The following is a 23,344-nucleotide window of genomic DNA, read 5'->3' as shown; positions in this document are numbered from 1 at the left end:
GCTGGAGGCGGACGGGATCGTCGAAGACGGGCCCGACGGGCCCGAGCTCACCGTGTCGCTGTCGTGGCCTGCCGGTCTTCTCGAGCCGGACGCGGTGCGGGAGCTGACCGACGGGTGGGTGGCGATGCTGACCGGGCTGGCCGCTCAGGCGGGCCGCCCGGGGGCCGGCGGGCACAGCCCGTCCGACTTTCCGCTGCTCAGCCTGGCCCAGCAGCAGCTTGAGGAGCTGGAAGCGGAAATCGCGATGGAGGACTAGCCGATGCCGGTGGCTCGGATCAACGGGATCAACCTGAGCTTCGATGACTACGGCGTGGGAGCGCCGGTCCTCCTGGTCACCGGGACGGGAGCCCCCGGGCGCGTCTGGCGGACCCACCAGGTGCCGGCGCTGCGAGCCGCGGGCTACCGCGTCATCACGATGGACAACCGGGGCATTCCGCCCTCCGACGCCGGGCCTGAGGGGTTCACGCTGGCCGACATGGTGGCCGACACCGCCGCCCTCATCGAGCATCTGGGCGTCGAGGGCTGCCGGGTTGTGGGCTTCTCACTCGGCGCCATGATCGTGCAGGAGCTGCTCGTCGCCCGGCCCCGGTTGGTCGGGCAGGCCGTGCTGATGGCGACCCGCGGCAGGTCCGACGCGCTGGCCACCGCCATGTCCCTAGCCGAAATAGAGCTGTACGACAGCGGTGTCACGGTACCTGCGCGTTATGCGGCTTTCATGCATGCGCTGCAGAGCCTCTCGCCGCGTACGCTCAACGACGAACGGCAGATCAGGGACTGGCTCGACGTCTTCGAGGTCTCCGCGGTGACCCTCTCGGCGGCCCGCGGCCAACTGGGCCTGGAACTCATCCCCGACCGCCGGCCGGGCTTCGCGCATATCCAGTGCCCCTGTCTGGTGATCGGCTTCCAGGACGACCTGATAGTCCGTCCACCGCTGTGCCGCGAAGTCGCCGAGGCCATCCCGGGAGCCACCTACGAAGAAATTCCGGGCTGCGGCCACTACGGCTACCTGGAACGCCCCACCGAAGTGAACTCGGCCATTCTGGGCTTCTTTGCTCGGCAAACGACCGGCGCAGTGYCCGGTCAGGTCATCGTCACGTAGTGCCGCGGTAATCAACACGGCTGACCCGTTCCGTCATCGAGCCCCGGCCGCCGGTGATGGAGGTGCGTGGGAGCCTTGGCGTTCATTCGACCTCGGCCAGGGCGTGGGCCGGCCGCAGCCGGGTCGTGCGCCAGGCCGCGAGCGTGCCGGCGATCAGGGCCGCGGCGATGGCGATCAGGGCCGCCGCCGCGAGGGTGCTTGGCTCGGTGTGTGCGTTCAGGTGCACGGCGAGGTTGTGCGCGCCCGTGCCGGTGCCGACGGTGGCGGTCAGGGTCGGTGCGACCGCGTTGACAAGACCGATGCCGGCGTAGCCGACCGCTACTCCGAGCGCCGCGCCGGCGAGGCCGACCGTGCCGGACTCGGCCATGATCTGCGTGATGACGCGCCAGCTGGTCCAGCCGATCGCTTTCAGGGTTCCGAGTTCGCGCGTCCGCCGGGTTACGGAGGCGAGGGTGAACAGGCTGGCGGCGGCGACGGTGGCCAACAGCACGCCCACGGTGAGCCAGGTGCCGAGATCGTGCATGAGGGTGGTGGCGCTGGCGAGAGAGCCGTTGACCGCCTCGGCGAGGTCGCGTGAGCTGCTGAGGGTGGCCGAGGGCAGGAGCGCGGCGAGCTCGGTTTCGACCGCGCCGACGTCGGCCGCGGTGCTCGCCGAGACGTAGATCGTACTCACCTTCCCCGCCAGCGGCTTCGAGTGCTGGCCGGCGGGCAGCCGCTGGGCGGCAGCGAGCGGGAGGTAGATGCTGGCCGCGCCGGTGGCCGTGGGTTGGGAGACGATCCCGACGACGGCGAACCGGGTCCCGGCAACGGTGATCGTCGATCCGACGCCAAGGTGGTGGGCGGCGGCGTACTGGGTGTCGATGACCGCGACGTCGCCGCGGCTGTCGGCCCGGGACAGGGGACGGCCCGAGCGGAGCGTGGCGGACGCGGCTGGCCCGAGGCCCAGGCGCGTGACGTCGATCCCGTCGATCCTCGTGCTGGTCGGGATGCCGCCCGAGCCGGTCGGCGGGAGGGTGATCTCGCTCAGGACCAACGAGTCCGCGACGCCGGCGACGTGCGCCAGCCCGGCGATGGCCCGCACCGTCGACGAATCCAGCACCGCCCCGCCGGCCACCGACAGGCCCGTGCTGCTCGCGCCGTCCGCGCTGCCGCTGCCGTCCGCGCCGGTGCGACGGTCGGCCGATGGTGTGGCGGTGACGGTGAGGTCGGTGCCGATCCCGTTCAGCGTGTGTAGCACCGCGGTCTGCGCGTCGTCGACCGCGGCGGCGGTAGCCGTCGTGGTGAGGACGAGCCCGACGCCGACGGCGAGCCCCGTGGCGACGAGCATCGCCTGACGCGACCGGTGCCGCAGTTCACGTCGAAGATAGGTCAGGACGAACATGAGGGCTCCGATCGTGCGTTCGCCGACCGGCGGCGTGCGTTTGACATGCCGGTCACCCGATCCGCGTACCGGTGATGTCCAGCTTGCCGTCGTTCATGACGGCAACACGTTCGGCGAGGGCCGCGACGGCGCTGTCGTGGGTGACGAGCACGAGCGTGAGCTGGTTGGCGGTCCAGATCTGTTCGAGCAGCGTGAGGATCTCGTCGCGGGTGTCGACGTCGAGGTTGCCGGTGGGCTCGTCGGCGAGCAGCACGCTGGGTTCCTTGACCAGGGCCCGGGCGATCCCCACGCGTTGTTGCTGGCCGCCGGACAGCTCGGAGGGCAGGTGCCCGGCTCGATCGGCCAGGCCCACGGACGCCAGCGCTGCCGCCGCGCGTTCCCGGCGCTGGACAGCGGGGGTGCGCAGCGGAACAAGGGCGGCTTCGACGTTCTCGATCGCGGACAGGGTGGGGATGAGGTTGAACATCTGGAACACGAAGCCGACCCGGGCGGCACGGATCTCGGTGAGCTGTTTCTCGGACATCGTGGCCAGGTCCTGACCGTCGAGGTTGACGGTGCCGGTGCTGGGCCGGTCCATGCCGCCCAACAGCTGCAGCAGGGTGCTCTTGCCGCTGCCGGTGCGGCCCTGGATGGCGAGCCATTCGCCGTCGGCAATGGACAGGTTCAGGTCCCGCACCGCGGTGACGGTGCTGCCACGGGCGCGGAAGGTCTTGGAAACGCCGGTAAGGGTATACATCGGGTTCTCGATTCGATCTCGGGAAAGCTCGGTTCGACCTCGGGAAGGGCGGTAAGCGGGTGCGGGTGGCCGGGGCTGGTGTGCTGGTGTGCTGGTGGGCTGGTCAGGCGACGCGGACGAGGGCGTGGGCCGGGCGCAGCCGGGCGACGCGCCAGCTGCCGAGCGCGCCGGCGAGGACCGCGCCGACGATCGCGAGCACGACCGCGAGCAGGATCGTCGCGGCCCCGACGGTGGCGTGCAGGTGGACGCTGAGGGTGTGCACCCCGCCGGGCAGCGTCATCGTCTCGAGGCTGCCGTTCTTGATCAGCGCGCCCTGGGGTGGTGTCGAGCCGGGGTTCAGGGCGACGGCCGCGGTCAGCGTGGGGGCGATCGCGTCGATGACGGCGGCGCCGGCGAACCCGAGCCCGATTCCGACCGCGGCTCCGGCCAGGCCGGTCACGAGCGATTCGGCCATGATCTGGGCGATGATGCGCCGGGTATGCCACCCGAGTGCCTTGAGCGTGCCGAACTCGCGAACCCGCCGCCGCACCGCGGCGGTGGTCAGCAGGGCGGCCAGCGCGAATGCGGCGAGGAGCATCGCCACGGCCAGCCAGCGGCCGAGGTCGCGCGCGAGGTCGGCGGCGCTGGCCAGCGACCCGCTGACCCTGCTGGCCAGGTCCGACGAGCTGGTGACGGTGGCACTCGGGAGCAGCTTGGCGATCTTGTCGTGCACGGTGGGGATGTCGGCCGCGCCGGCGGCGGCCACGTAGATCGCGGTGAGCTTCCCGGCCAGGTCGGGCCGGGCGGAGGAGGCGAGTGCCCGGGCGCGGCCGAGCGGGATGAAGACGTCCTCCGGGTCGCTGGCGGCTGGTTGGCTGATGATGCCGATCACGGTGAAGCGGGTCTTGGCGATCACGATCGTCGAGCCCACCCCAAGGTGGTGCGCGGCCGCGTAACGCGCGTCGATCACGGCGCGGTCGGCGTCGGCGTCCGCGGTGGTGAAGGACCGGCCCGAGGTGAGCGTGCCGGAGGCGTACGGGCCGAGCTTGAGGTGCGCGACATCGACCCCGTCGATGCTGGTCGAGGTGAGGCTGGGCAGCCCGCCGGTGGACGGCGTCGGGCCGACGACCGTCTCACCCACGCTCAGGCCGCCCGCGACCTCGGCCACGCCGGACATCTTCGAGATCGGGGCCAGGGCTGAGGAATCCAGCAGCCCGAGGCCGGGCGGCAGCCGGAAGAACTCCTTGCCCGCGTCTCCGGACGTGACCAGGCCCTGATTCGAACCCGAACCGCTCGAACCCGAGCCGCTGGTGGCCGCCGTCGTCACCGAGATGTCGGTGCCCACCCCGTATAGCGAGTGGAGCACCGTGGTCTGCGCCCGGCTCACGCCCGTCGACGCCGCGGTCAGCGTGACCACCGCAGCGACCCCCACCGCCAGACCGACCGCGACGATCACTGTCTGCCGGGCCCGTCCCCGCAGGCCGCGCAGCAGGTAGGTCACGAAGAACCTGCTCGAGGATGTCGCCGGTGCGTGGGCCGGCCTGTGGGTGCCGAGCGCGGTCATGACCCGTTTCCGGACAGCGGGGGCAGGCTCGCCGACGAATGCCCGGACGGCGTGAACGGGGTACCCAGATCTGGCCGCGATCCACCACCCGGGGCCTGCTGTTGTTGCTGCTGCTGAACCTGACCCGGGTCGGGCGAGCTGGTAGCCGGCGAGCTGGTAGCCGGCGAGCTGGTAGCCGACCCGGGATCGGGCGACGTCTTCGAGCCCTGGCACGCGGCGGCGCCGAGCAGGCACAGGGCAACCGCCGCGGCGCCGACCGTCCTGCGCGCCGCCGAAGACCGCCTGGTCGCTGCGGGCGTCRCGGGGTACCGGTCCGCGGCTCTGGTCTGTGGTGTGGTCTGCGGCATGGTCTGTGGTGTGGTCTGCGGCATGGCCTGTGGTGTGGCCTGTGGTGTGTTGTTCATCTCGCTCACGTCCTCGTCAGGTGCGGGATCGGCGCTCGGTCCGATTCTCGGCTGCGTCCGGTTACTGGGACGTTGATATGACGGGGGCGGCAACACGGGGTCAACGTCAGCTGTTACCGCCCTGTTACCCGCGCGGGTGGGATCCTGGGAGGGCGGAAGGTCGCACCGAAGCCGGTTCCCGTTCGCATGCGCCAACAGGCGACGGTGGTTTCAGCGCACGGTGGTTTCAGCGCACGGTGGTTCCAGTGCGGGATCTGCGAGAGGTGGCAGCCAAGCGTGAGTGACCTGGCCGAGCGGGCGAGGACGGCTGCCGCGGCGTCCGGTACACCCGCCGAGCCGCCCGAGCCGGCTCGGCGGGCGGTGTCAGCCGCCGCTGCCGCCCCGCGTTCCAGCGGGCTGGTCGCCCGCCTCCGTCGGTGGCCGTGGGCGAGGCTGCTCCCGCGCACGGTCCGATTGCGCCTGACGCTGCTCTACGGCAGCTTGTTCGTCCTGTCCGGCGCCGCGCTGCTGGCGATCACGTATCTTCTGGTGCTGCACGTCACCGCCACCATCCAGATCACCACCACCCCGACCGGCATGCCGGAAACCCAGGGCGGCCCACTCAACGGGCAACCGGCCCCGCCACGGGCCTCGTCGGCGGTCGCCTCGCAGGTCCACCACAGCTACCTGCACCAGTTGCTCGTCGAGTCCGGGATCRCACTGGCGATCATGGCGGTTGTGTCGATCTGGCTCGGCTGGCTGGTGGCGGGCCGGGTGCTGCGCCCGTTGCGCACGATGACCGCGACCACCCTGCGGATCTCCCAGGAGAACCTGCACGAGCGCCTGGACCTACCCGGCCCGCAGGATGAACTCACCGACCTTGGTGACACCATAGACGGGCTGCTGGCCCGCCTGGAGACCGCGTTCGAGGCGCAGCGACGCTTCGTCGCCAATGCCTCCCACGAGCTGCGCACCCCGCTCACGATGATGCGGACCTCGCTCGATGTCGCCGAGGGCAAACCCCAGCCCGTGCCGCGGGAGGTCACCGTGCTCGCCGGCAAGCTTCGCGAGGGACTCGACCAGGCCGACCGGCTGATCGAGAATTTCCTCACCCTGGCGCGGGCCCATCAGGGGGCACCCGGCAATGATGCCGCCGTCTCGCTCACCGGCCTCGTCGTCGCCGCGCTGGCAGCCCGCGAACCTCACGCCGCCGAGCTGGGCGTGCACATCCACCGTCAGCTCGCGGCCGTCGAGATCATCGGAAACCCGACGCTGCTGCGGCGCCTGGTCGACAACCTCCTCGACAACGCCCTGCGCTACAACCATCCCGGTGGCTTCGTCCACGTCCAGGTCCAGGTCCGCTGCCACCCCGCCACCGGCGGCACGGATGACGCCAGGATTGCCCACCTGACGATCGAGAACGCCGGGCCGCCGCTCGACGACGCCGACGTCCAGCAGCTCGGGCAGCCGTTTCGCCGCCTGGCCGCCGACCGCACGACCGCCGGCAGCGTCGGGCTCGGGCTGTCGATCGTCGCCGCGATCGCCGCGGCCCATGACGGCGCTCTGCACCTGAGCGCCCGACCCGAGGGCGGTCTGCGGGCCGTCATCACCATGCCGCTCGTCGGCCGCGCTCCGGTGTCGGGGGTGCCGAGGGTGCCGAGGGTGCCGGGGGTGCCGGGGGTGCCGGGGGGTCGCGGTGAGGCCGGGGTCGCGGTGAGGCCCGGGGGGTCGCGGTGAGAGTGCTCGTCGTCGAGGACGTGCACCGCCTCGCCGACGACATCGCCGAAGGCCTCCGTGACCACGGCATGGCCGTCGATGTCAGCTACGACGGTCTCGACGCCGCCGCCAAACTCGATGTCAACCGCTACGACGTCGTGCTGCTCGACCGTGACCTCCCCGGCCTGAACGGTGACATGTTGTGCCGGATGATCATAGATTCCGAGGACCCGGCCATGGTTCTGATGCTCACCGCGGCCGACACCAGCGCCGATCGTGTCACCGGGCTGAGCCTCGGCGCGGACGACTACCTCCCCAAACCCTTCCACTTTCCCGAACTCGTCCTACGGGTGCGGGCACTGGCCCGGCGTCGGCCCACCGCGCAGCCACGCGTCCTCAAAGCCGGCGGTGTCGAACTCGACCCACTGCGCCACACCGCCATCCGTGACGGGCGGCGACTCGATCTCTCCGCCAAGGAATTCGCCGTACTGGAGGCACTGTTGCGCGCGATGCCGGCCCCGCTGAGTGCCGAGCGGCTGCTCGAACAGGTCTGGGACGAGTACGCGGACCCCTTCACCAAGACCGTCTCGGTCACCATTGGACGGCTGCGTCGCAAACTCGGCGACCCGCCCGTCATCGAGACGCTCGCGGGGGTCGGCTACCGGATCATCCCGGCCGACTGACCCGGCGGGGCGCACGTGGGCAATCTGGGTGGTCTTTCGCCGTCGTCTGCCGTGATGYCCTACCTGGCCAGATCGACGATGCCGTTCCGGTCCTCGTTGTCTCCCGATGACGTGGTCTCGAGACCCGGCCGGTGTGCCACCGGCCGGATCGGGGAAACGTGGTGCGCGCTCGGTGTGGGTTACCAGTTCGGGTTACCAGTTCGGGTTGAGGATGAGCGGAGCGTCGGTGTCGGCCATCCACTGGTTGAATTCGTCGAGGGTGGTGAACAGCGGCTGGTTGGCGTGGTGGCAGGTAACGGTGGCAAGTTCGATGATTGCGGTGCTGGGATCGCTGGTGGTGAGCGTCGTCTGGACGTGGGCGAGGTCGGGTAGCGCGGCGCGGGTGACCTGAGTGCGCTGATCCTCGCCGAGAGTCATGGTCGCCTGGCCGATCAGCGCGGCCGTGGCCGCGGTGGTGACGGTCTCGGCTTCCAGGACCGCGAGTAGCTCGGGGCTGGCGCCGTCGGCGCGGGCCGCGACGATCGCGAGCTGGAGTCCTTGGATGATGATGGCGGCGGTGGCCTGCGCAACGACACCACCGACGAGGGCTCCGAGGACGGGGACGGGGACGACGGTCTGCCCGACCAGGCCGCCGGCCCACATCAGGCCGGTCCTGGCGGTCCCCGTCACGCTGCGGGCAGCGAACTCGCCGGGGTCGATGCGACCGCGGGCCAGGTCCAGGCCGGCGTCGGCGACGGCCCACACGGCGTCAGCCATGGCGGCGGGCACGGTACCGCTGCCCAGCGCCTTGGGCAGAAGACCGCTGCTGGCCGCGGTGCGGACGGAAGCGGAGATCGTGCCGATAGCACCGGAGCGGGCGGCGTTGCGGGCGGTGCCGCCAGCGACCGTGATGACTGCGGCGCCAGCGGAGGTCTCGCCGGCACGGATCCGGGCGGTCTCGCTGGCCGTGGTGACCATGGCGCCGACGAGCGCGCCTGCGGCGGCTCCAGCGAGGCTGGAGGTGGCGATGTCTCGCCCGGCTGCGGCGGCGATCTGGTGGTTGGCCCATCGGGCCGGGTTGTGGGCGGCGTCCTGCGTCTGCCGGTAGCTGATCGAATCGCTGTGCACCGACCCGTGCGTGAGCCGGTCGGTGCTGAAAGCCGCCGCGTCGGCGTAGCCCTCGAAGTAGATCCCCTCCTGGTTCATGCCCAGCCGCCGGTCGAGCAGGTCGTGGACGGCGTCGACCCGGTCTCCTGCGACCAGTCGCCCCATGCCCTGATATGCGGATCGCGAGATCTGGCGGGTCGTGTCCGACACCCGGTCGACGAGTTTGGCCTGCACCTCGGCGACCATCCGGCCACCGTCAGACAGCCGGATGTCGACCGGACCATTCTGCGGACCGCCCTGTGTCCATTCCAGGACCTGGGCGCGTACCGTCGAGCCCGCGCGGGCCGCGTGCCGGTTGAATCCGACCGCGTGCATCACCTCGAACAGGTGCCCGGCACGCTGCGGATTGCCATGGTTGGCATACCGCCGCGCCAGCTTGACGACAGTGTCGCGGCCGTTCCGTGTCTCGACCACCTCCGCCGCGGTCCGGCGGGTCGTCTGGTCGATGATCGACCAGACCGCGGCGTCCGCCCCACCGGGAAGCAGCCCGATATGCCTCTCGCGTCTGCCGTGAGGCAGGGCAGAATGAGAGGTGGTCACGCTGGCCGGGGCAGGGCGAGCAGCCGCTGCTTGGCGTTGAGAACGACCTGGCGAACCTGCACATCCACCGTTCCGTCCTCGCCGGCGATCGGCGTACTCATCACCGTCACCGCGGTCGAGGCGACCCCGACGAGCTGTGCCACCCGCTGCCGCTGCGCGATCGTGTAGGTCGCATAGTCCGGGTTGGCGGTGACGAGCGTATCCAGCAGCGGCAGCCGGACGGTCATCGCGACGCGCAGGTCCTTGAGAATGTCCCGGACCTGCCGGCTGCGCCGACGCACGAGGGCCGCCTGCGCCTGCGCCCGTCCGAAGTCAGCCGCCGCCTCGGCGATCTGCGCCGCTGTCTCGCGCTGACCGGTGCGGGCCCTGCGCCCCTGCCACTCGAGCACCCCGCCCACAGCAATGACCACCGGCGCCGCCACGATGCCCGCCAGCACGGTCGTCCCGACCGCGACCCCACCACCACCGGCGGCGATCGACCCGCCGCCCAGCCAGGCCAACGTCGCGCTCGTCGCCGCAGCACCGGACAGCCCTGAAATCGCCGTCCCAGTGGTGGCCGTCGCCAAGGCCCCGACCGCCGCGAACGTCGCACCACCCGCCCCGGCGCCGGCCACCGCCCCAGCAGCCAGCGCCCCCAGTGACTGGACCACACTGATCCGTAGCCGACGCAGTTCGACGTCCGGCAGCTCCCCGCCGACCAGCAGGTCGATCTCCCCGAGCTCAGCCAGATCGACGTTCTTCAGCCGACTGAACACCTCCTGGAACGGCACCAGCGCCACGTCATACAGCTCAGCACGGGCCCGCTGCTGAGCCTCTGTCTCGGCAGCCATTCGCCCGGCCAGCAGCCGACAGCGAGCTTCGAGCTGCTCGTACGAACGCTTGTTGTCTTTCGCAAGCTTGACCGCATCAACAATGGCGACGCCCACGGGCCCCCCGAATACCCAGCCACGTTCCAGCACCCGCCACGATATCGCAGCCCAACAGGCATACCGACCACGGCGCTGCCTGTGGCTTCGGTGGTTACAGGGCCAGCAGGTGATGGGCATCGTGCCTCGGCTGCGTCTGCTCCGGTGAGATTATGGCGGCTGGTAGATCCCGAGGGGGGAGAGGCAGTTCGGCGTGGGGAAGCACTCGAAGCCGGTGGCCTGTCCTGGGTGTTCCGGTGATGGGACGGTCGAAGTTGTCAACGACGGGACGAAGGAGAAGAAAACCTGTCAGCTATGCAAGGGCACCGGGAAGGCATGAGCGGGCGGGTGGTGAACCGGGAGGACTTCATCCCGGATGAGGTCTGGGTGACCGGTGATGACGGATTCTTCCTGGTTCCGCTCCGTCGAAGCGAAGATCCGGAAGGGTGGTTGGCGCTGGTCCGTAGCGATCAGGCGATCACCACCCAGGTAGACGATGGTAGGGACAAGTACGACGGTAAGGGGATCATCCCGACCAGTTCGTGTAGTGCGCGGTGGGTGGTCGACCGGATGCTTGATCTCCTCGGCGTGCGCCCGGGAATGCGCGTGCTGGAGATCGGGACAGGTACCGGCTACAACGCTGCGCTTCTCGCGGTGCAGGCCGGTTCCGGTCAGGTGACCAGCATGGAAGTCGACCCGATGATAGCCGGACAGGCACGGGCGGCGTTGGACCGGACCGGCCATCCCGTGCGGGTGATCGCAGGGGATGGGACCGCGGGCTATCCGGCGGGCGCACCGTACGACCGTGTGATCGCAACAGCGTCAGTGTCGGTGGTCCCCTGTTCGTGGGTGGAGCAGACCCGGCCCGGGGGGCGGATCGTGTTCCCGTTCGCCGGTACCTTCGACGGGGCGTTGGCGGTTCTGGTCGTCGATGACGATGGTGTGGCCCGCGGCCGGTTCCACGATGAGGCCGGGTTCATGCGGCTACGGAACCAGCGGCGCGACCCGCATGTGTGGTGGCTGGGTGAGGACGACGCGGACGTCAGGCCCACCCGCCGGTATCTCCGCGAGCCTTTCGATGATGCGGCGACCGGGTTCGCGGTCGGCTTGTGGCTGCCGGGCTGCACGACCGGGGACATCGACGAAGGCGGCCCCGCGAACACCCTGTTGCTGTCTCACAGCCCGTCGCAGTCCTGGGCATCGCTGACCGCAGGCCTGGACGAGCACGAGATCACCCAGTACGGGCCGCGTCGACTCTGGGACGAGCTGGAGACGGCCTACGACTGGTGGATGAACTCCGGCCGGCCCTCCCGCGATCGGTTCGGGCTCACTGTGACTCCCGACGGGCAAACCTTCTGGCTCGACAACCCGGACCACGCCATCCTTCTCCGCTGAGCCGGACACGGGAGGGCGGAACGCTCCGACAGGCCGACCTGCCGGCGGCCGAAGGCCGCCCTTGAGGGGGTGCAGGTGGCACGCCGCTGGCGGCCCGACGCACCATGCCCGCTGACCTGACCGACGCCCGGGTCAGCGGCTACGGCGCCATCGAGCGGAAGGCGTAGCCGGGCCGGCTCGCGCTTCGGGAACGGTCAGGCACGGTGGATCAGGATGTCGCCGTCGCCGCTACGGGCGCGCACCTCGACGGTCTCGTCGGTGGGCGCGGGGGCGTGGATGGCGGTCAGTTCGCTGTGCACACCGCCGCGTCCCGAGCGGACGTCCAGCAGGGCGGCGGTACCTTTCCGTACTCCCACTTCGAGCCGGCCGGAACCGGATACGAGCGCGACTGTGCCGCGCACCACTTCGCCGATCCGCACGCTGCCCGAGGCGGTCCTGGCCTCGACGCCCGCCAGCGCGCGGTCGACGGTGATGGCACCGGAGGCAGTGATCAGCCGTGCGTCTCCCGTCACCTCACCGATGGTGACGCCCCCGTTGGCCGTCTTGACTACCGCCGAGCCGTCGATCTCGCGGATCCGGATCATGCCGTTCGAGGTCTTGATCTCGGCGTGCCCGGTCGTGCGGCCCACGGACACGTTCCCGTCGGCGGTCCCCAGCCGGAGCCTGCCGGTCTGGTCAAGGTCAATGTCGCCGGTGGCGGTGTGGAAGCTGGAATCGCCCAGGCGGCCCGTGCTCTGGATGTTGGTCATCGAGCTCGCCTCGACCCGCGAACCGGTGGGCAGCTCGACTGTCACGGTGACGGAGCCGTCCGACCCGAACAGCGAGCGGGCCGTCTTCCTGGGCGCTCTGAGGTGAAGCTTGCCTTTGTCATATTCGATGCGGGTCTCCCGCGCCGTCCGCACGTCGGTGTCGTGCGACGGGTCGCTCGGGCGTACCTCCACGACCGTGTCGGCGCGGTCGCTCGCGTTGATCCGGACGTGGCCGGTCCCGAGTTCGATGACGGCGAGGATCGGTTCGGGGGTGCGAAAAGTCGGCATGATGATCTCCTTGTAACGTCGTCAGCCTGGACATGGCTTGCCCGGACGCGGTGAACGCCGGCGTGGCTAACGCCGGCGTGGCTAACGCCGGCGTGGCTAACGCACCCAGCCGCTGTAACGCAGTCCCATCTGCTGGCCTGCGTGCGGACCGGTGCGCCGCCCCGCGGCACCGGGGTCGAGYGCGGCGCAGACGGCGTGCACCAGCCAGGCGTTGACGGACAGTCCTTCGTGCTCGGCCGCTTCATCGATGCGCGGTTTGAGACGCTCGGGGACGCGTAGCGTGATCCGCGAGGTACGTCCCTCGTCGTCCTCTGGAGCGGCGGACGGTTGCCTGACCACGGCGGCCTCGAAGTCGTCCGCATCCGAGTGGTCGGCCGGTGGTGGCGTCACGACAAAATCAGGGTCTCGCCCACGCAGGCGTACCTCGACCGAGCCCGGTGCCAACTCTCGGGTGATCTCGTCGGCGGCGGCCGACAGCGCCTCCAGCAGGGCGAGCCTGACGGCCGAGTCCAGCGGCAGGGCGAGCCGCTCGGCCAGCGCGCGGGCGTCCTCACCCCCGGCTTCCGCGGCTGCCGCGAGTTCCCGGCGGAGGTTCTCGACATACGGTGCAAGGTCCATGACGCCATAATGGCGCCAAGTTGACGTCATGTGCAAGCTCTGGTGGCCATTAAGACGTCACAGACGCGGTCGCGGATGCCGTCACGGACGCCGTCGCCTCGGCTGTCCGGCCGGTACGGCCGTCGGCGGGGCGGTCGCGCACCCTCGTCGCGTGCGACGACTACGAAAAGTAGCGATCGTCGGGGTGCTCTCGTCACCGTCGCAGGCCTCGGCGATAGTGGGGCGACCCGCTCGGTGGCGGCGGTGAGCAGACGGGGGTGGATGTGCCGGGCGACGCGCACGGCGTCAGGATGCAGCCGCCGCGGGCCACGGATCCGGGGTCGCTGGGCCGGCACCGGGTGCTGGGCAGGCTCGGTGCCGGCGGGATGGGTGTGGTCTACCTGGCCGAGGGTCCCCTCGGCCAGGTCGCGGTCAAGCTGATCCGACCGGAGTACGCCGACGATCCGCAGTTCCGGGCGCGATTCCATCGCGAGGTCCAGGCGTGTTTCCGGGTCGGCGGTGCCCACACCGCCCGGCTCGTCGACTTCGAGCTGGAGGCCGAACGTCCATGGCTGGCCACCGAGTTCGTCGACGCCCCGGACCTCGCCGCCCAGGTCGCGGCGGCCGGCCCCCTGTCCACCGGGGAGCAGATCATCCTGGCGGCCGGGCTCGCCGAGGCGTTGGCGTCCATCCACGCGGCCGGCCTGATCCACCGCGATCTCAAACCGTCCAATGTGCTGTGGACCGCGGACGGGCCGAAGGTCATCGACTTCGGGATCGCCGCGGCGGCCGAGGCGCGCCCGCTGACCGCGGTGGGCGGAGTCGTCGGCACGCCCGGGTGGCTCTCGCCGGAGCAGGCCACAGGCGGGGAGGTCACCGCGKCCAGCGACGTGTTCGGCTGGGGGGCCCTGGTCTGCTTCGCAGCCACCGGCCAGCCGCCGTTCGGCAGCGGCTCCGCCGACGCGGTGGCGTCGCGGATCGCGGCCGCCGAGTTCCAGATCGACTTCGACCGGCTCGCTCCGGAGCTGCACGCGCCCGTCCGCGAGGCACTCGACCGCCAGCCGCCGCAACGGCCCACCGCGCTCGACCTGTGCGAGCGGCTCGTCGGTCACGCCCGGGGGGCGCGGATCCCGGTGACGCGCGTCCTTCCCGACGCCGCCCGGACACCCACCCCACCGGCTGCACCGCAGATCCCGGCTGCACCGCAGATCCCGGCTTCATCCGAGCCGCGGGCACGCCGTCGCCGTCGCTGGCTGTTGGTGGGCGCCGGCACCGTCGTGATCCTCGCGCTCGCGGGGGCGCTCGCCGCCGTGCTGGTGATCGGGGGCGACAACTCGAGCGCGGACAACTCGGCGAGTGGCCGGCAGTCCTTCACCGCCGACGCGCCGTGGCGTCTCGCGATCATCGACCAGATCGAGGGCACCGACAACGGGTGCACGATCACCGTGACCAGCGACAGCACCGGCGAGCAGAAGGCGATCAAGGAGGTCTACGGCGCGAAGACCTTCCAGGTACCGCTTGTCGGCGGCTTCCACTGGCGGGCCAACGACCCCGGGTGCTCGGTGACGGCCCGCTCCGGATCGGGGACGGCCGTCCTGCCCTTCGCCCAGCAGGCCGGCACCGGCGACACCGACGCGTTCGAGGTCGCCTCGGGCCTTGTCCGGGTCGAGGTCGTGGACTTCGCCGGCTCGGACGACTGCGGGCTGCAGCTCCACGACGCCGCCGACGGCCGGGAGATCAGCTTCGGTACCGCGGCCCGCGGCGGTCCGCCGTTGCTGCTGGACCCGAGCGGACGCACCCAGGTCTACCTGGCCAACCTCACCTGCGGTGTCCGGGTGTCGGCCGCCCCGGCAGCCCCGGGCTGAGCGGGTTCTGTTCCCCGCTGCCCGGCACAGCACCGTAGCGGCCCGTACCGACCGGCCGGCTGTAGGGCCGCTCGTGTCACCGCGGTCCGCACGCTGACGGAGGCGGGCTGACCGAGGTCGTCACCGTTGCGCGCGGCTGATGGTTACGGCCGGCTGTTCGTGCGCCAGGTTCATCAAAGTGCCATCTGGGCGACCACGGCGGGTAACACGTGGTCCGTTCGTTGGTCGGCTGTTTCCGGTTGGCTTTATGGGCGCTCCGTCGGCGAGGGTCGTCGCCGCTGCGCTGGAGGACTTGTGGACCGTCGTCGCGTGCTCGCGGGGATCGTCGCAGCGCCTTTCGCCGCCGTCCCTCTCCTCGTCCCGGTAGCCGCGTCGGTCGCCCCGGCGGGCGCCCTTGGTTCCGGCGGTGGCCAGCGTCGCCCGACACTGGTGATCGGGCATCGGGGAGCGGCCGGCTACCGCCCGGAGCACACCCTGGCCTCCTACGAACTGGCCGCCCGGTTGGGTGCCGACTTCGTCGAGCCGGACCTCGTGTCCACCAGGGACGGCGTCCTGGTCTGCCGGCACGAGCCGGAGATCGGCGGAACCACCGACGTCGTCGCGCATCCCGAGTTCGCCGCCCGCCGGACGACGAAGATTCTCGACGGCGTCGCGACCACCGGCTGGTTCACCGAGGACTTCACCCTGGCCGAACTGAAGACGCTGCGCGCCAAGGAACGGCTGCCCGAGGTCCGCCCGCGGAACACCAGGTACGACGGCCAGTCCGAGATCCCGACGTTCACCGAACTGCTCGACCTGCGCGCCCGGCTGTCCCGGGAACTCGGCCGCGAGATCGGCGTCTACCCGGAGACCAAGCACCCGACCTACTTCGCCAAGGCCGGCCTGCCCCTGGAGCGGCGGCTGCTGGACATCCTGGTCCGGTACGGCCTGAACCACCGGGGCGCGCCGGTGTACGTCCAGTCCTTTGAGACCACGAATCTCTGCGAGCTGCGCACACTCGGCCTGCGCACGGCCTCGGTACAGCTGCTGTCCGCCACGGGCGCACCGTTCGATCTCGTCAATGCCGGCGACCCGCGGACGTACCAGGATCTGTCGATGCTGGCCGGGCTGTGGCAGATCGCCCGCTACGCGAACGGCATCGGCCCGGACAAGCTTCAGATCATCCCCCGGGCCGGGGACGGGACGCTGGGTACCCCGACCTCCCTGGTCACCGACGCCCACGCCGCCGGGTTGGTGGTGCACCCGTACACCTTCCGCGCGGAGAACACCTTCCTCCCGAAGGACTACCAGGTGGGCGCCAACCCCAGCGACCTCGGCCGGGCCGTCGACGAACAGGTTGCCTATCTCAAGACGGGCATCGACGGGCTGTTCACCGACCAGGCCGATATCGGCGTCCGCGCCCGGGCCGTCGCCGCCGGCCTCCCGAACCCCGGACCCCCACCGGCCGGCCACCACGCCACTCAATGACCCGCCCCACAATGACCCGCCGGCAGGTCCGCCTCGACATCGGACAGCCGGTTAACCGAGGGTCGGAAGCACCCGTTCGAAGAATTCGTGGTGACCGGCGAACGTGAGCTCCAGCCGGGTGAACTCGTGCGGCGTCACCCAGCGGGCGTCGCTCACCTCGCCCGGGTCGAGGATCAGTTCCTCGTCGGATCCGACCTCGGCGGTCCACCAGTGCAGCTGGTAGCTGCCGTCGTCGGTGTCGCATTCCCAGACCTTCGCAAGGGGGGTGACCGCCAGCCCCACCTCCTCACGGACCTCGCGAACCAGCGCCGCCGCCTGGCTCTCGCCGGGCTCGATCCGGCCGCTCAGCGGAGCCCAGTAGCCCGGTCTCCGCGCCTGCGGCCCACGCCGGATGACCAGTACGCGACCGGCCCTCAGCAGCACCGCGACCACGGCCTGCCGTTTGCCCACCGCCGCCGTCACGGGAACCAGTGTAGGGAGGAGGCCGACGTCGCGACGGAAAAGTGTGGAGGGTTGAGTGTGGAGGGTTCGGCACGGCCCGCAGGTCGTGAACCGTGCCTGACCCTCCGCGGTTCAGCCGGCACCATGATCGGGAGGATCGCCGGACGTCGCCGGGTACGGACGGCGGCGATGCTGGTCAAGGGATGATTCCCATCAAGGGGTGATTCCCCCTCGGGCGACGAGCTGGGCGGCGATGACGTTGCGCTGGATCTCGTTGGTGCCTTCGCCGATGATCATGAGTGGGGCGTCACGGAAGTAGCGTTCGACGTCGAACTCGGTGGAGTAGCCGTAGCCGCCGTGCACCCGGACCGCGTTGAGCGCGATCTCCATCGCGGTTTCCGAGGCGAACAGCTTGGCCATCCCGGCTTCCAGGTCGCATCGGTCGCCGGCGTCGTAGCGGTCGGCGGCCAGGAGCACGAGCTGGCGGGCAGCGGTGTACTTGGTGGCCATGTCGGCGAGGTAGTTGCCGATGGACTGGTGTTTCCAGATCGGCTTGCCGAAGGCCTCGCGTTCCTGGGCGTAACGCAGTGCGTCGTCCAGCGCGGCGCGGGCGACACCGAGGGCGCGGGCGGCGACCTGGATCCGGCCGATCTCCAGGCCCTTCATCATCTGCGCGAATCCGCGGCCTTCCTCACCGCCGAGCAGCGCATCGACGGGGACATGGTAGTCATCGAAGGACAGCTCACAGCTTTCGACGCCCTTGTAGCCGAGTTTTGGCAGGTCCCTGGACACGGTGAATCCGTCGCCGGGTTCGACGAGCAGGATGCTGATGCCCTTGTGCCTGGGCTCGGCTTTCGGATCGGTCCTGCACAGCAGCGCGATCAGCTGGGAGCGGCGGGCGTTGGTGATCCACGTCTTCGACCCGTTGACCACGTAGTGCTCACCGGCGCGGCGGGCGCTGGTGGTGAGGGCCTGCAGGTCGGAACCTCCAGCGGGTTCGGTCAACGCCATCGTGGCGCGGATCTCACCGCTGGCCAGTGCGGGCAGATAACGCAGCTTCTGCTGYTCGGTGCCGAAGGTGAGGATGAGTGTGGAGACGACGGTGTGGCCACCCATCGCGCCGGCCAGGCTCATCCAGCCGCGGGCGAGCTGCTCGGTGACCTGGACGTAGCAGGGGGTGGAGACGGCAACCTCGCCGTAGGGTTCCGGAATGGTCAGGCCGAAGATGCCGAGCTTTTTCATCTGCTCGATGAGCTTCTCGGGATAGTCGTTGGCGTGTTCCAGGTCCCGGGCGACCGGGCGGACCTCCCGATCGACGAAGTCGCGCACGGTGTCGACGATGGCTTTTTCTTCTGCGGTCAAGGTACTCACGCCGGGTCCTCTTCGGCTGGTCCTCTTGGATGGCTCTTGGATGGCTGGTCCTCGTTGGATGGGGGGCCGGGGGTCGGCGGAGGTCAGATGACGCCGTCGGCACGGAGCGCGGCGATGGCGGTATCGGTGCGGCCCAGGCTGCGCAGGATGGTGTCGGTGTGTTCGCCGAGGGCGGGAACGGGGTTCATCACCGGGTCCAGGTCGGTGAGGGTGACCGGAGGCAGGAGGGCACCGATGTCGCCGCCGGGGGTGGCAACGGTGCGCCACCGGTCGCGGCCAGTCAGGACGGGATGGTCGAGGAAGTGGGCGACGGAGTTCAGTCGGGCGTTGGCGATACCGGCTTTGGCCAGCAACGCCARCACTGTGCCGGTATCGAGCGCGGCGAATCGGTCCGCGATCACCCCGTTGAGGGCGTCGCGGTGGGCGACGCGTGCGGAGTTGGTCGCGAAGCGGTGGTCCTCGGTCAGGGTCGGGTCGTCGAGCACGATCCGGCAGAAGGCGTGCCATTCGCGTTCGTTCTGGATGGCCAGCAGCACCGTCTGGTCCTCGGCGGTGGTGAACGGGCCGTAGGGGGCGATGGTGGCGTGCTGAGCGCCGACCCGTGCCGGTTGCCGCCCGCCGTACCGGGTGTAGTAGGCCGGTGAACCCATCCACTCGGCGAGGGCCTCGAACAACGATACCTCGACCGCGGAGACCGACCCCGTGGTGGCGCGCCGGTAGAGGGCGGTGAGGATGCCGGTGTAGGCGTACATGCCGGCGGCGATGTCGGCGACCGAGATCCCGGCCTTCGCCATCTGGTCCGGGCTACCGGTCAGCGACACGAGGCCGGTCTCGCACTGCACGAGCAGGTCGTAGGCTTTCCGGTCGGCCCAGGGCCCGTCGGTACCGTAGCCGGAGATCGTGCAGGGGATCACCCGAGGGTGCCGGTCGGCCAGGGACGAGGCGTCGAGGCCGAGGCGAGCGGCGGCGCCGGGGCCGAGGTTCTGCACCAGCACGTCGGCCCTGGCCAGCAGCTCCTCCAGAACCGCGCGCCCCTCGGCGGTTTTCACGTCCAGGGTGAGGGATTCCTTGGAGCGGTTGAGCCACACGAAGTAGCTCGACTGGCCGTGCACCGACACGTCGTAGCGGCGGGCGAAGTCGCCGCCGTCGGGCCGTTCGATCTTGATGACCCGCGCGCCGAAATCAGCCAGCTGGCGGGTGGCGAACGGGGCCGCGACGGCCTGCTCCAGGCTGACCACGGTCACCCCGGCCAACGGCAGCGGGACGTGCGGCGAAGGGGAGTCCGGGGCGGCGCCCGGCGCAGTGCGGTGCCGCTGGTGCTCGGTCATGTGGTGCTCGGTCACGTCAGGCCGCTCCTTTGGCCAGGCAGGTGGTCTGCCAGCAGCGTCGCGGCACGCGCCCAGTCCAGTCCGGTCAGCAGCGCGGGAACGTCGGGGCCACAGTCGGCGATCTTGGCGCGCAGGTCCTGGTCCGAAGGTGGCCGCCCGGGCGACCCGGGTGGCAGCCGCTGGCTCACCGAGTACCGGGCGCCACCGCTGAGGGTGAGCGTGATATCGATGCGGCCGGAGAGCAGCCCGTCACCGCCCGGGGTCTCGGTGACGGCTACGAGCTGGAGCAGACGCTGGGCTTCGGGTCGGGTCACGGCGAGGTCGGTGAAACTCCCGAAGCCGGGATGGGGGTCTAGCAGTGCGGCGGCGATGGCATATTCAAGGCTGAACTTCCCCTGCAGCCCGGTGCGGGGCCGATGGTGGATCAGTGGCTGCACCGCGCCCTCGGGTGTGCTCACCTCGATCGCGGTGATGCCCGAGGCGACGACGTCGGCAGGCAGGTGCTCGCGCAGCGCGCTGATCGGGCGTTGCAGTGCGTAGCAGCAGGGAAAAATCTTGATCGCCAGCCCGCCGGGAACCGCCGGGCCGGTCACGTCGATGCGGTCCGGGTCGCCGCCGACCAGTCGGAGCCATGCATCCAGCGCGGTCGGATCCGCGGTGGCGCCGGCGGCGGCCAGCCTCGCCGCCCGAACTCCCGCGTCGGCGGCGAAGCCGACCTGCAGGGACTTGCCGGCGGAACCGAATGCCCGCTGCACCCCGCCGGCCGCGGGAACCGAGAGCGCGATCGCGGTGGCGATCCGCTCGGCCGACAGGCCCAGCGCCACCGACGCGGACACGGCGGCGGCCGGCGCCCCGGCCGTACAGGTGGCGTGCCATCCGCCGGCATAGTGCGACCAGCCCAGCGCCACCCCGAGCCGCGCCATCATCCCGGCCCCCGCCAGGTAGGCGCGGGCGTCCCCGCCGACGGCCAGCGTCGCGGGGACGCACACCACGCTGATGTGGGTGGTCGACTCCAGGTGCAGGTCGTCGAAATCCAGGACGTGCCCGACCGCCGCCCAGCGCGCCGCGTCCGGCAGCCCGGCCGACAGCGCCACCAGATCGTCCTGCCGGGCGGCGAGCGTGACCGCTATCGTGTCGAGCAGCGAGCGCTGCGCCAGGTCGAGGTCCGCGGCACTCGGCGCGTAGTCGTGCGCCCACCGGGCCAACGTCTCGGCGGTCGGTTCCATCCACAACTCCCGACTCCCGCCAGCGCGGGGCCACACCTGGATCGCCCGTGTCTGGATCGCCCGTGTCCGCGGCGCACATACCCGTCCGGAGAATAATGTACGGCTAATAGTGATCGGTGACTCGCTGAGCGGCATGGTCACCGTGGAGTCCACCCAGGCACTCGCTGCCGGGGGGTTGATGGCTGCCGGGGGTTGATGGCTACTGTGCGCCTGGCCTGAGGCGCCGGTACAGGTACGCCGGTACAGGTACGACGACCCGGCGGGCCGGGGCTTCCGGATGTTGGCCCGGGGGACCTGTGGGCCTAACTTTCCCGGCCGTGGACGAACCAGCAGGCCCGTCGAGGTCGTCAGGAAGGTCGGGAAGGTGYGGGCCTGGCAGAGTGGATGACCACGGGGCCCGGCAGAGGAGAACATCGATGAGGATCGCGGAAGACATCACGCAACTGATCGGCAACACGCCGCTGGTCCGATTGCGTCGCGTCACGGACGGAGTGGGAGCCCAGGTCGTGGCCAAACTGGAGTCCTTCAACCCGGCGCACAGCGTGAAGGACCGTCTCGGTGTGGCCCTGATCGACGCCGTGGAGCGGGCCGGGCTGATCGGGCCGGACACCGTCATCCTCGAACCCACCAGTGGGAACACCGGCATCGCCCTGGCCATGGTGTGCGCCGCCCGCGGCTACCGCTGCGTCCTGACGATGCCTGAGACGATGAGCACCGAGCGGCGGATGCTGCTGCGGGCCCTCGGCGCGGAGCTCGTGCTCACCCCCGGTGCCGAGGGCATGCCCGGCGCCATCGCGAAGGCGGAGGAGCTCGCGAAGAACGACGAACGGTACCTCATCCCGCAGCAATTCGAGAACCCGGCCAACCCGGCGATCCACCGCGCCACGACCGCCGAGGAGATCTGGCGCGACACCGACGGGCAGATCGACGTGCTCGTCGCCGGAGTCGGCACCGGCGGGACCATCACCGGCGTCGCCCAGGTCATCAAGGAGCGCAGGCCCGAGGCCCGGTTCGTCGCCGTGGAGCCGTCGGCATCGCCGGTGCTCTCGGGCGGCGTGAAGGGACCGCACCCGATCCAGGGCATCGGCGCCGGGTTCGTCCCGCCGGTCCTGGAGACCGGCCTCGTCGACGAGATCATCCAGGTCGATGGTGAGGACGCCTTCGACCTGGCCCGCCGGCTGGCCCAGGAGGAGGGACTCCTGGTGGGCATCTCCTCGGGCGCGGCGGTGTCGGCGGCGCTGCAGGTAGCCCGCCGCCCGGAGAACGCCGGGAAGCTGGTCGTCGTCGTGCTTCCGGACTTCGGCGAGCGCTACCTGAGCACACCGTTGTTCGCCGGGCTCGGGTGACCGGCTGTGCTCTCGACGCTGCGCCATGACCTGCGCACGGTGAAGGAACGGGATCCGGCCGCCCGCTCCACCCTCGAGATCGCCCTGTGCTATCCCGGCGTGCACGCCGTCTGGGGCCACCGGATCAGCCACTGGCTGTGGACCCGTGACCTGCGGCTGCCCGGGCGCGTGGTTGCCACGCTCACCCGCATGCTCACCGGGGTCGAGATCCACCCCGCCGCCACGCTCGGCCCCGGCGTCTTCATCGACCACGCCACCGGCGTGGTCATCGGGGAGACCGCCGAGGTCGGCGCCGACGTCACGATCTACCACGGGGTCACCCTCGGCGGCACCAGCCTGGAACCGACCAAGCGGCACCCCACCATCGGCGACCGGATCGATGTCGACCTGACGATCGCGGCCGGCGTGTCGGACCGCGGCCTCGTCCACCGGAGCAACGAGGACGGGTTCGCCCTCGCCGTCGTCGGCCCACCCGGGCCAGCCGGCCCGGCCTATCCAGCCGACCTGCCCGGCCCGTGCCGCCCGGCTCAGTGGTCGTTGGCGTCCCCGGCCAGGTCATCACCCCCAGCCGTCCCCGGCCGGCCACCGCCCTGCCCGGTCAGGACGACGTGCTCCCCGACCTCGTCGGCGTCAGCCTGAAGTCCCTGCTCACCCGGGTCGACCAGCTGGAGGCGGTGCTCGACGGGAACACCGGGAACACCGACGGCCGCRCCGACGGGCGGGTCGCAGCCCGTCCCACGATCCGCCCGCCCCAGGCCGGTGTGTGGCACGGCGAGGACTTCTCCATCTGATCAACAACCTTAATCAACGACCTTAATCAACGACCTTAATCGGCGACCTGATCAACGACCTGATCAACGACCTGATCGGTGACGCCCCTGGCTCGACCGGTGTCCCTGGGGATCCGGTCGAGCCAGGATTTGCCGGCAAAGCATGCGTCGCCATAACCACTTGATTCCGTCGGTTTAGACCTCGCAATTCTGGAGCTGAGTCAGAATATGTCGATGACGACCACGGTGATGTTGTCCGCGCCGCCGGCGGCCAGCGCCACCGAGGCGAGATGGTGGGCGACCGCGGCGGCGGGCGCGTCCGCCGGCAGGCGCCCGACGTGACCGGCGAGGGCCGTGGCGGCCGAGGCG

General features: G+C 70.6%; 19 protein-coding genes and 1 pseudogene. 9 read left to right on the top strand and 11 right to left on the bottom strand.

Annotation, left to right across the window (positions count from 1 at the left end; genetic code table 11):
- Together KBI5_RS26395 and KBI5_RS15670 are read left to right on the top strand one after the other, a co-directional pair.
- Window positions 1-256 (top strand): hypothetical protein (locus KBI5_RS26395; RefSeq protein ID WP_157902522.1); only part of this gene is annotated, 256 nt, incomplete at its 5' end.
- Window positions 257-259: 3 nt separating this feature from the next.
- On the top strand, window positions 260-1,099 hold the full coding sequence (locus KBI5_RS15670) for an alpha/beta hydrolase (protein ID WP_085015655.1): 840 nt from the start codon (window positions 260-262) through the stop codon (window positions 1,097-1,099).
- Between the two features lie 82 nt (window positions 1,100-1,181).
- Here KBI5_RS15670 and KBI5_RS15665 read toward each other — a convergent pair whose 3' ends face one another.
- The 3 genes from KBI5_RS15665 to KBI5_RS15655 form a co-directional block, all read right to left on the bottom strand.
- Window positions 1,182-2,480, bottom strand: a complete 1,299-nt coding sequence (locus tag KBI5_RS15665; protein ID WP_043591149.1) for an ABC transporter permease — start codon at window positions 2,478-2,480, stop codon at window positions 1,182-1,184.
- A 52-nt stretch (window positions 2,481-2,532) separates the two neighbouring features.
- The gene (locus KBI5_RS15660) at window positions 2,533-3,216 is read right to left on the bottom strand and encodes an ABC transporter ATP-binding protein (protein ID WP_085015654.1); all 684 of its coding nucleotides are present in this window, start codon (window positions 3,214-3,216) and stop codon (window positions 2,533-2,535) included.
- Between the two features lie 103 nt (window positions 3,217-3,319).
- Entirely contained in the window at window positions 3,320-4,972 is a 1,653-nt protein-coding gene (locus tag KBI5_RS15655; RefSeq protein WP_133057052.1) for an ABC transporter permease, read from the bottom strand.
- A 467-nt stretch (window positions 4,973-5,439) separates the two neighbouring features.
- Between KBI5_RS15655 and KBI5_RS15650 the strand changes: the two genes are divergently transcribed.
- Both KBI5_RS15650 and KBI5_RS15645 read left to right on the top strand, forming a co-directional pair.
- Complete coding sequence (locus KBI5_RS15650; protein ID WP_085015652.1) at window positions 5,440-6,879, top strand: HAMP domain-containing sensor histidine kinase; 1,440 nt, start codon at window positions 5,440-5,442, stop codon at window positions 6,877-6,879.
- Window positions 6,876-7,541: a response regulator transcription factor gene (locus tag KBI5_RS15645; protein WP_011436856.1), complete on the top strand. Its 666-nt coding sequence runs from the start codon at window positions 6,876-6,878 to the stop codon at window positions 7,539-7,541. The genes KBI5_RS15650 and KBI5_RS15645 overlap by 4 nt, the downstream gene beginning before the upstream one ends.
- A 192-nt stretch (window positions 7,542-7,733) precedes the next feature.
- On the opposite strand, the gene KBI5_RS15640 is transcribed toward KBI5_RS15645, so the two are convergent.
- Together KBI5_RS15640 and KBI5_RS15635 are read right to left on the bottom strand one after the other, a co-directional pair.
- Window positions 7,734-9,227 (bottom strand): hypothetical protein, encoded by a 1,494-nt coding sequence (locus KBI5_RS15640; RefSeq protein WP_085015651.1) that lies wholly within the window; start codon window positions 9,225-9,227, stop codon window positions 7,734-7,736.
- The gene (locus KBI5_RS15635; protein WP_235463095.1) at window positions 9,224-10,153 is read right to left on the bottom strand and encodes a hypothetical protein; all 930 of its coding nucleotides are present in this window, start codon (window positions 10,151-10,153) and stop codon (window positions 9,224-9,226) included. The genes KBI5_RS15640 and KBI5_RS15635 overlap by 4 nt, the downstream gene beginning before the upstream one ends.
- Window positions 10,154-10,468: 315 nt before the next feature.
- On the opposite strand from KBI5_RS15635, the gene KBI5_RS15630 reads away from it, so the two are divergent.
- A complete protein-coding gene (locus tag KBI5_RS15630; RefSeq protein ID WP_011436848.1) occupies window positions 10,469-11,527 on the top strand; it encodes a methyltransferase domain-containing protein in 1,059 nt (352 codons plus the stop codon).
- 194 nt (window positions 11,528-11,721) lie between these two features.
- On the opposite strand, the gene KBI5_RS15625 is transcribed toward KBI5_RS15630, so the two are convergent.
- Window positions 11,722-12,564: a DUF4097 family beta strand repeat-containing protein gene (locus tag KBI5_RS15625; protein ID WP_011436847.1), complete on the bottom strand. Its 843-nt coding sequence runs from the start codon at window positions 12,562-12,564 to the stop codon at window positions 11,722-11,724.
- A 96-nt stretch (window positions 12,565-12,660) separates the two neighbouring features.
- Window positions 12,661-13,182 carry a toxin-antitoxin system HicB family antitoxin gene (locus tag KBI5_RS15620; RefSeq protein ID WP_035732780.1) on the bottom strand — a complete coding sequence of 174 codons (522 nt, stop codon included), beginning with the start codon at window positions 13,180-13,182 and terminating at the stop codon, window positions 12,661-12,663.
- 257 nt (window positions 13,183-13,439) lie between these two features.
- On the opposite strand from KBI5_RS15620, the gene KBI5_RS15615 reads away from it, so the two are divergent.
- On the top strand, window positions 13,440-15,026 hold the full coding sequence (locus tag KBI5_RS15615) for a serine/threonine-protein kinase (RefSeq protein ID WP_347272510.1): 1,587 nt from the start codon (window positions 13,440-13,442) through the stop codon (window positions 15,024-15,026).
- A 294-nt stretch (window positions 15,027-15,320) separates the two neighbouring features.
- Complete coding sequence (locus KBI5_RS15610; protein WP_085015650.1) at window positions 15,321-16,493, top strand: glycerophosphodiester phosphodiesterase; 1,173 nt, start codon at window positions 15,321-15,323, stop codon at window positions 16,491-16,493.
- A 51-nt stretch (window positions 16,494-16,544) separates the two neighbouring features.
- Here KBI5_RS15610 and KBI5_RS15605 read toward each other — a convergent pair whose 3' ends face one another.
- The 4 genes from KBI5_RS15605 to KBI5_RS15590 all read right to left on the bottom strand — a co-directional run bounded on the left by KBI5_RS15605 (window position 16,545) and on the right by KBI5_RS15590 (window position 20,859).
- Window positions 16,545-16,943, bottom strand: a complete 399-nt coding sequence (locus KBI5_RS15605) for an NUDIX hydrolase (RefSeq protein ID WP_011436843.1) — start codon at window positions 16,941-16,943, stop codon at window positions 16,545-16,547.
- Window positions 16,944-17,147: 204 nt separating this feature from the next.
- Entirely contained in the window at window positions 17,148-18,305 is a 1,158-nt protein-coding gene (locus KBI5_RS15600; protein WP_011436842.1) for an acyl-CoA dehydrogenase family protein, read from the bottom strand.
- Between the two features lie 83 nt (window positions 18,306-18,388).
- On the bottom strand, window positions 18,389-19,648 hold the full coding sequence (locus KBI5_RS15595) for a CaiB/BaiF CoA-transferase family protein (protein ID WP_011436841.1): 1,260 nt from the start codon (window positions 19,646-19,648) through the stop codon (window positions 18,389-18,391).
- Window positions 19,645-20,859 (bottom strand): MmgE/PrpD family protein, encoded by a 1,215-nt coding sequence (locus KBI5_RS15590; protein ID WP_011436840.1) that lies wholly within the window; start codon window positions 20,857-20,859, stop codon window positions 19,645-19,647. The genes KBI5_RS15595 and KBI5_RS15590 overlap by 4 nt, the downstream gene beginning before the upstream one ends.
- Before the next feature lie 416 nt (window positions 20,860-21,275).
- On the opposite strand from KBI5_RS15590, the gene cysK reads away from it, so the two are divergent.
- Both cysK and epsC read left to right on the top strand, forming a co-directional pair.
- Window positions 21,276-22,205, top strand: a complete 930-nt coding sequence (gene cysK / locus KBI5_RS15585; RefSeq protein ID WP_011436839.1) for a cysteine synthase A — start codon at window positions 21,276-21,278, stop codon at window positions 22,203-22,205.
- Between the two features lie 6 nt (window positions 22,206-22,211).
- Window positions 22,212-22,996: pseudogene (gene epsC, locus KBI5_RS15580) on the top strand (serine O-acetyltransferase EpsC).
- Window positions 22,997-23,344: the final 348 nt, after the last annotated feature.

The sequence above is a fragment of the Frankia sp. KB5 genome (genome assembly GCF_002099325.1).
Classification (GTDB): domain Bacteria; phylum Actinomycetota; class Actinomycetes; order Frankiales; family Frankiaceae; genus Frankia; species Frankia casuarinae.
The sequence above is the reverse complement of the archived record's forward strand: the minus strand, read 5'-3'. Positions and strand labels throughout refer to the sequence as shown.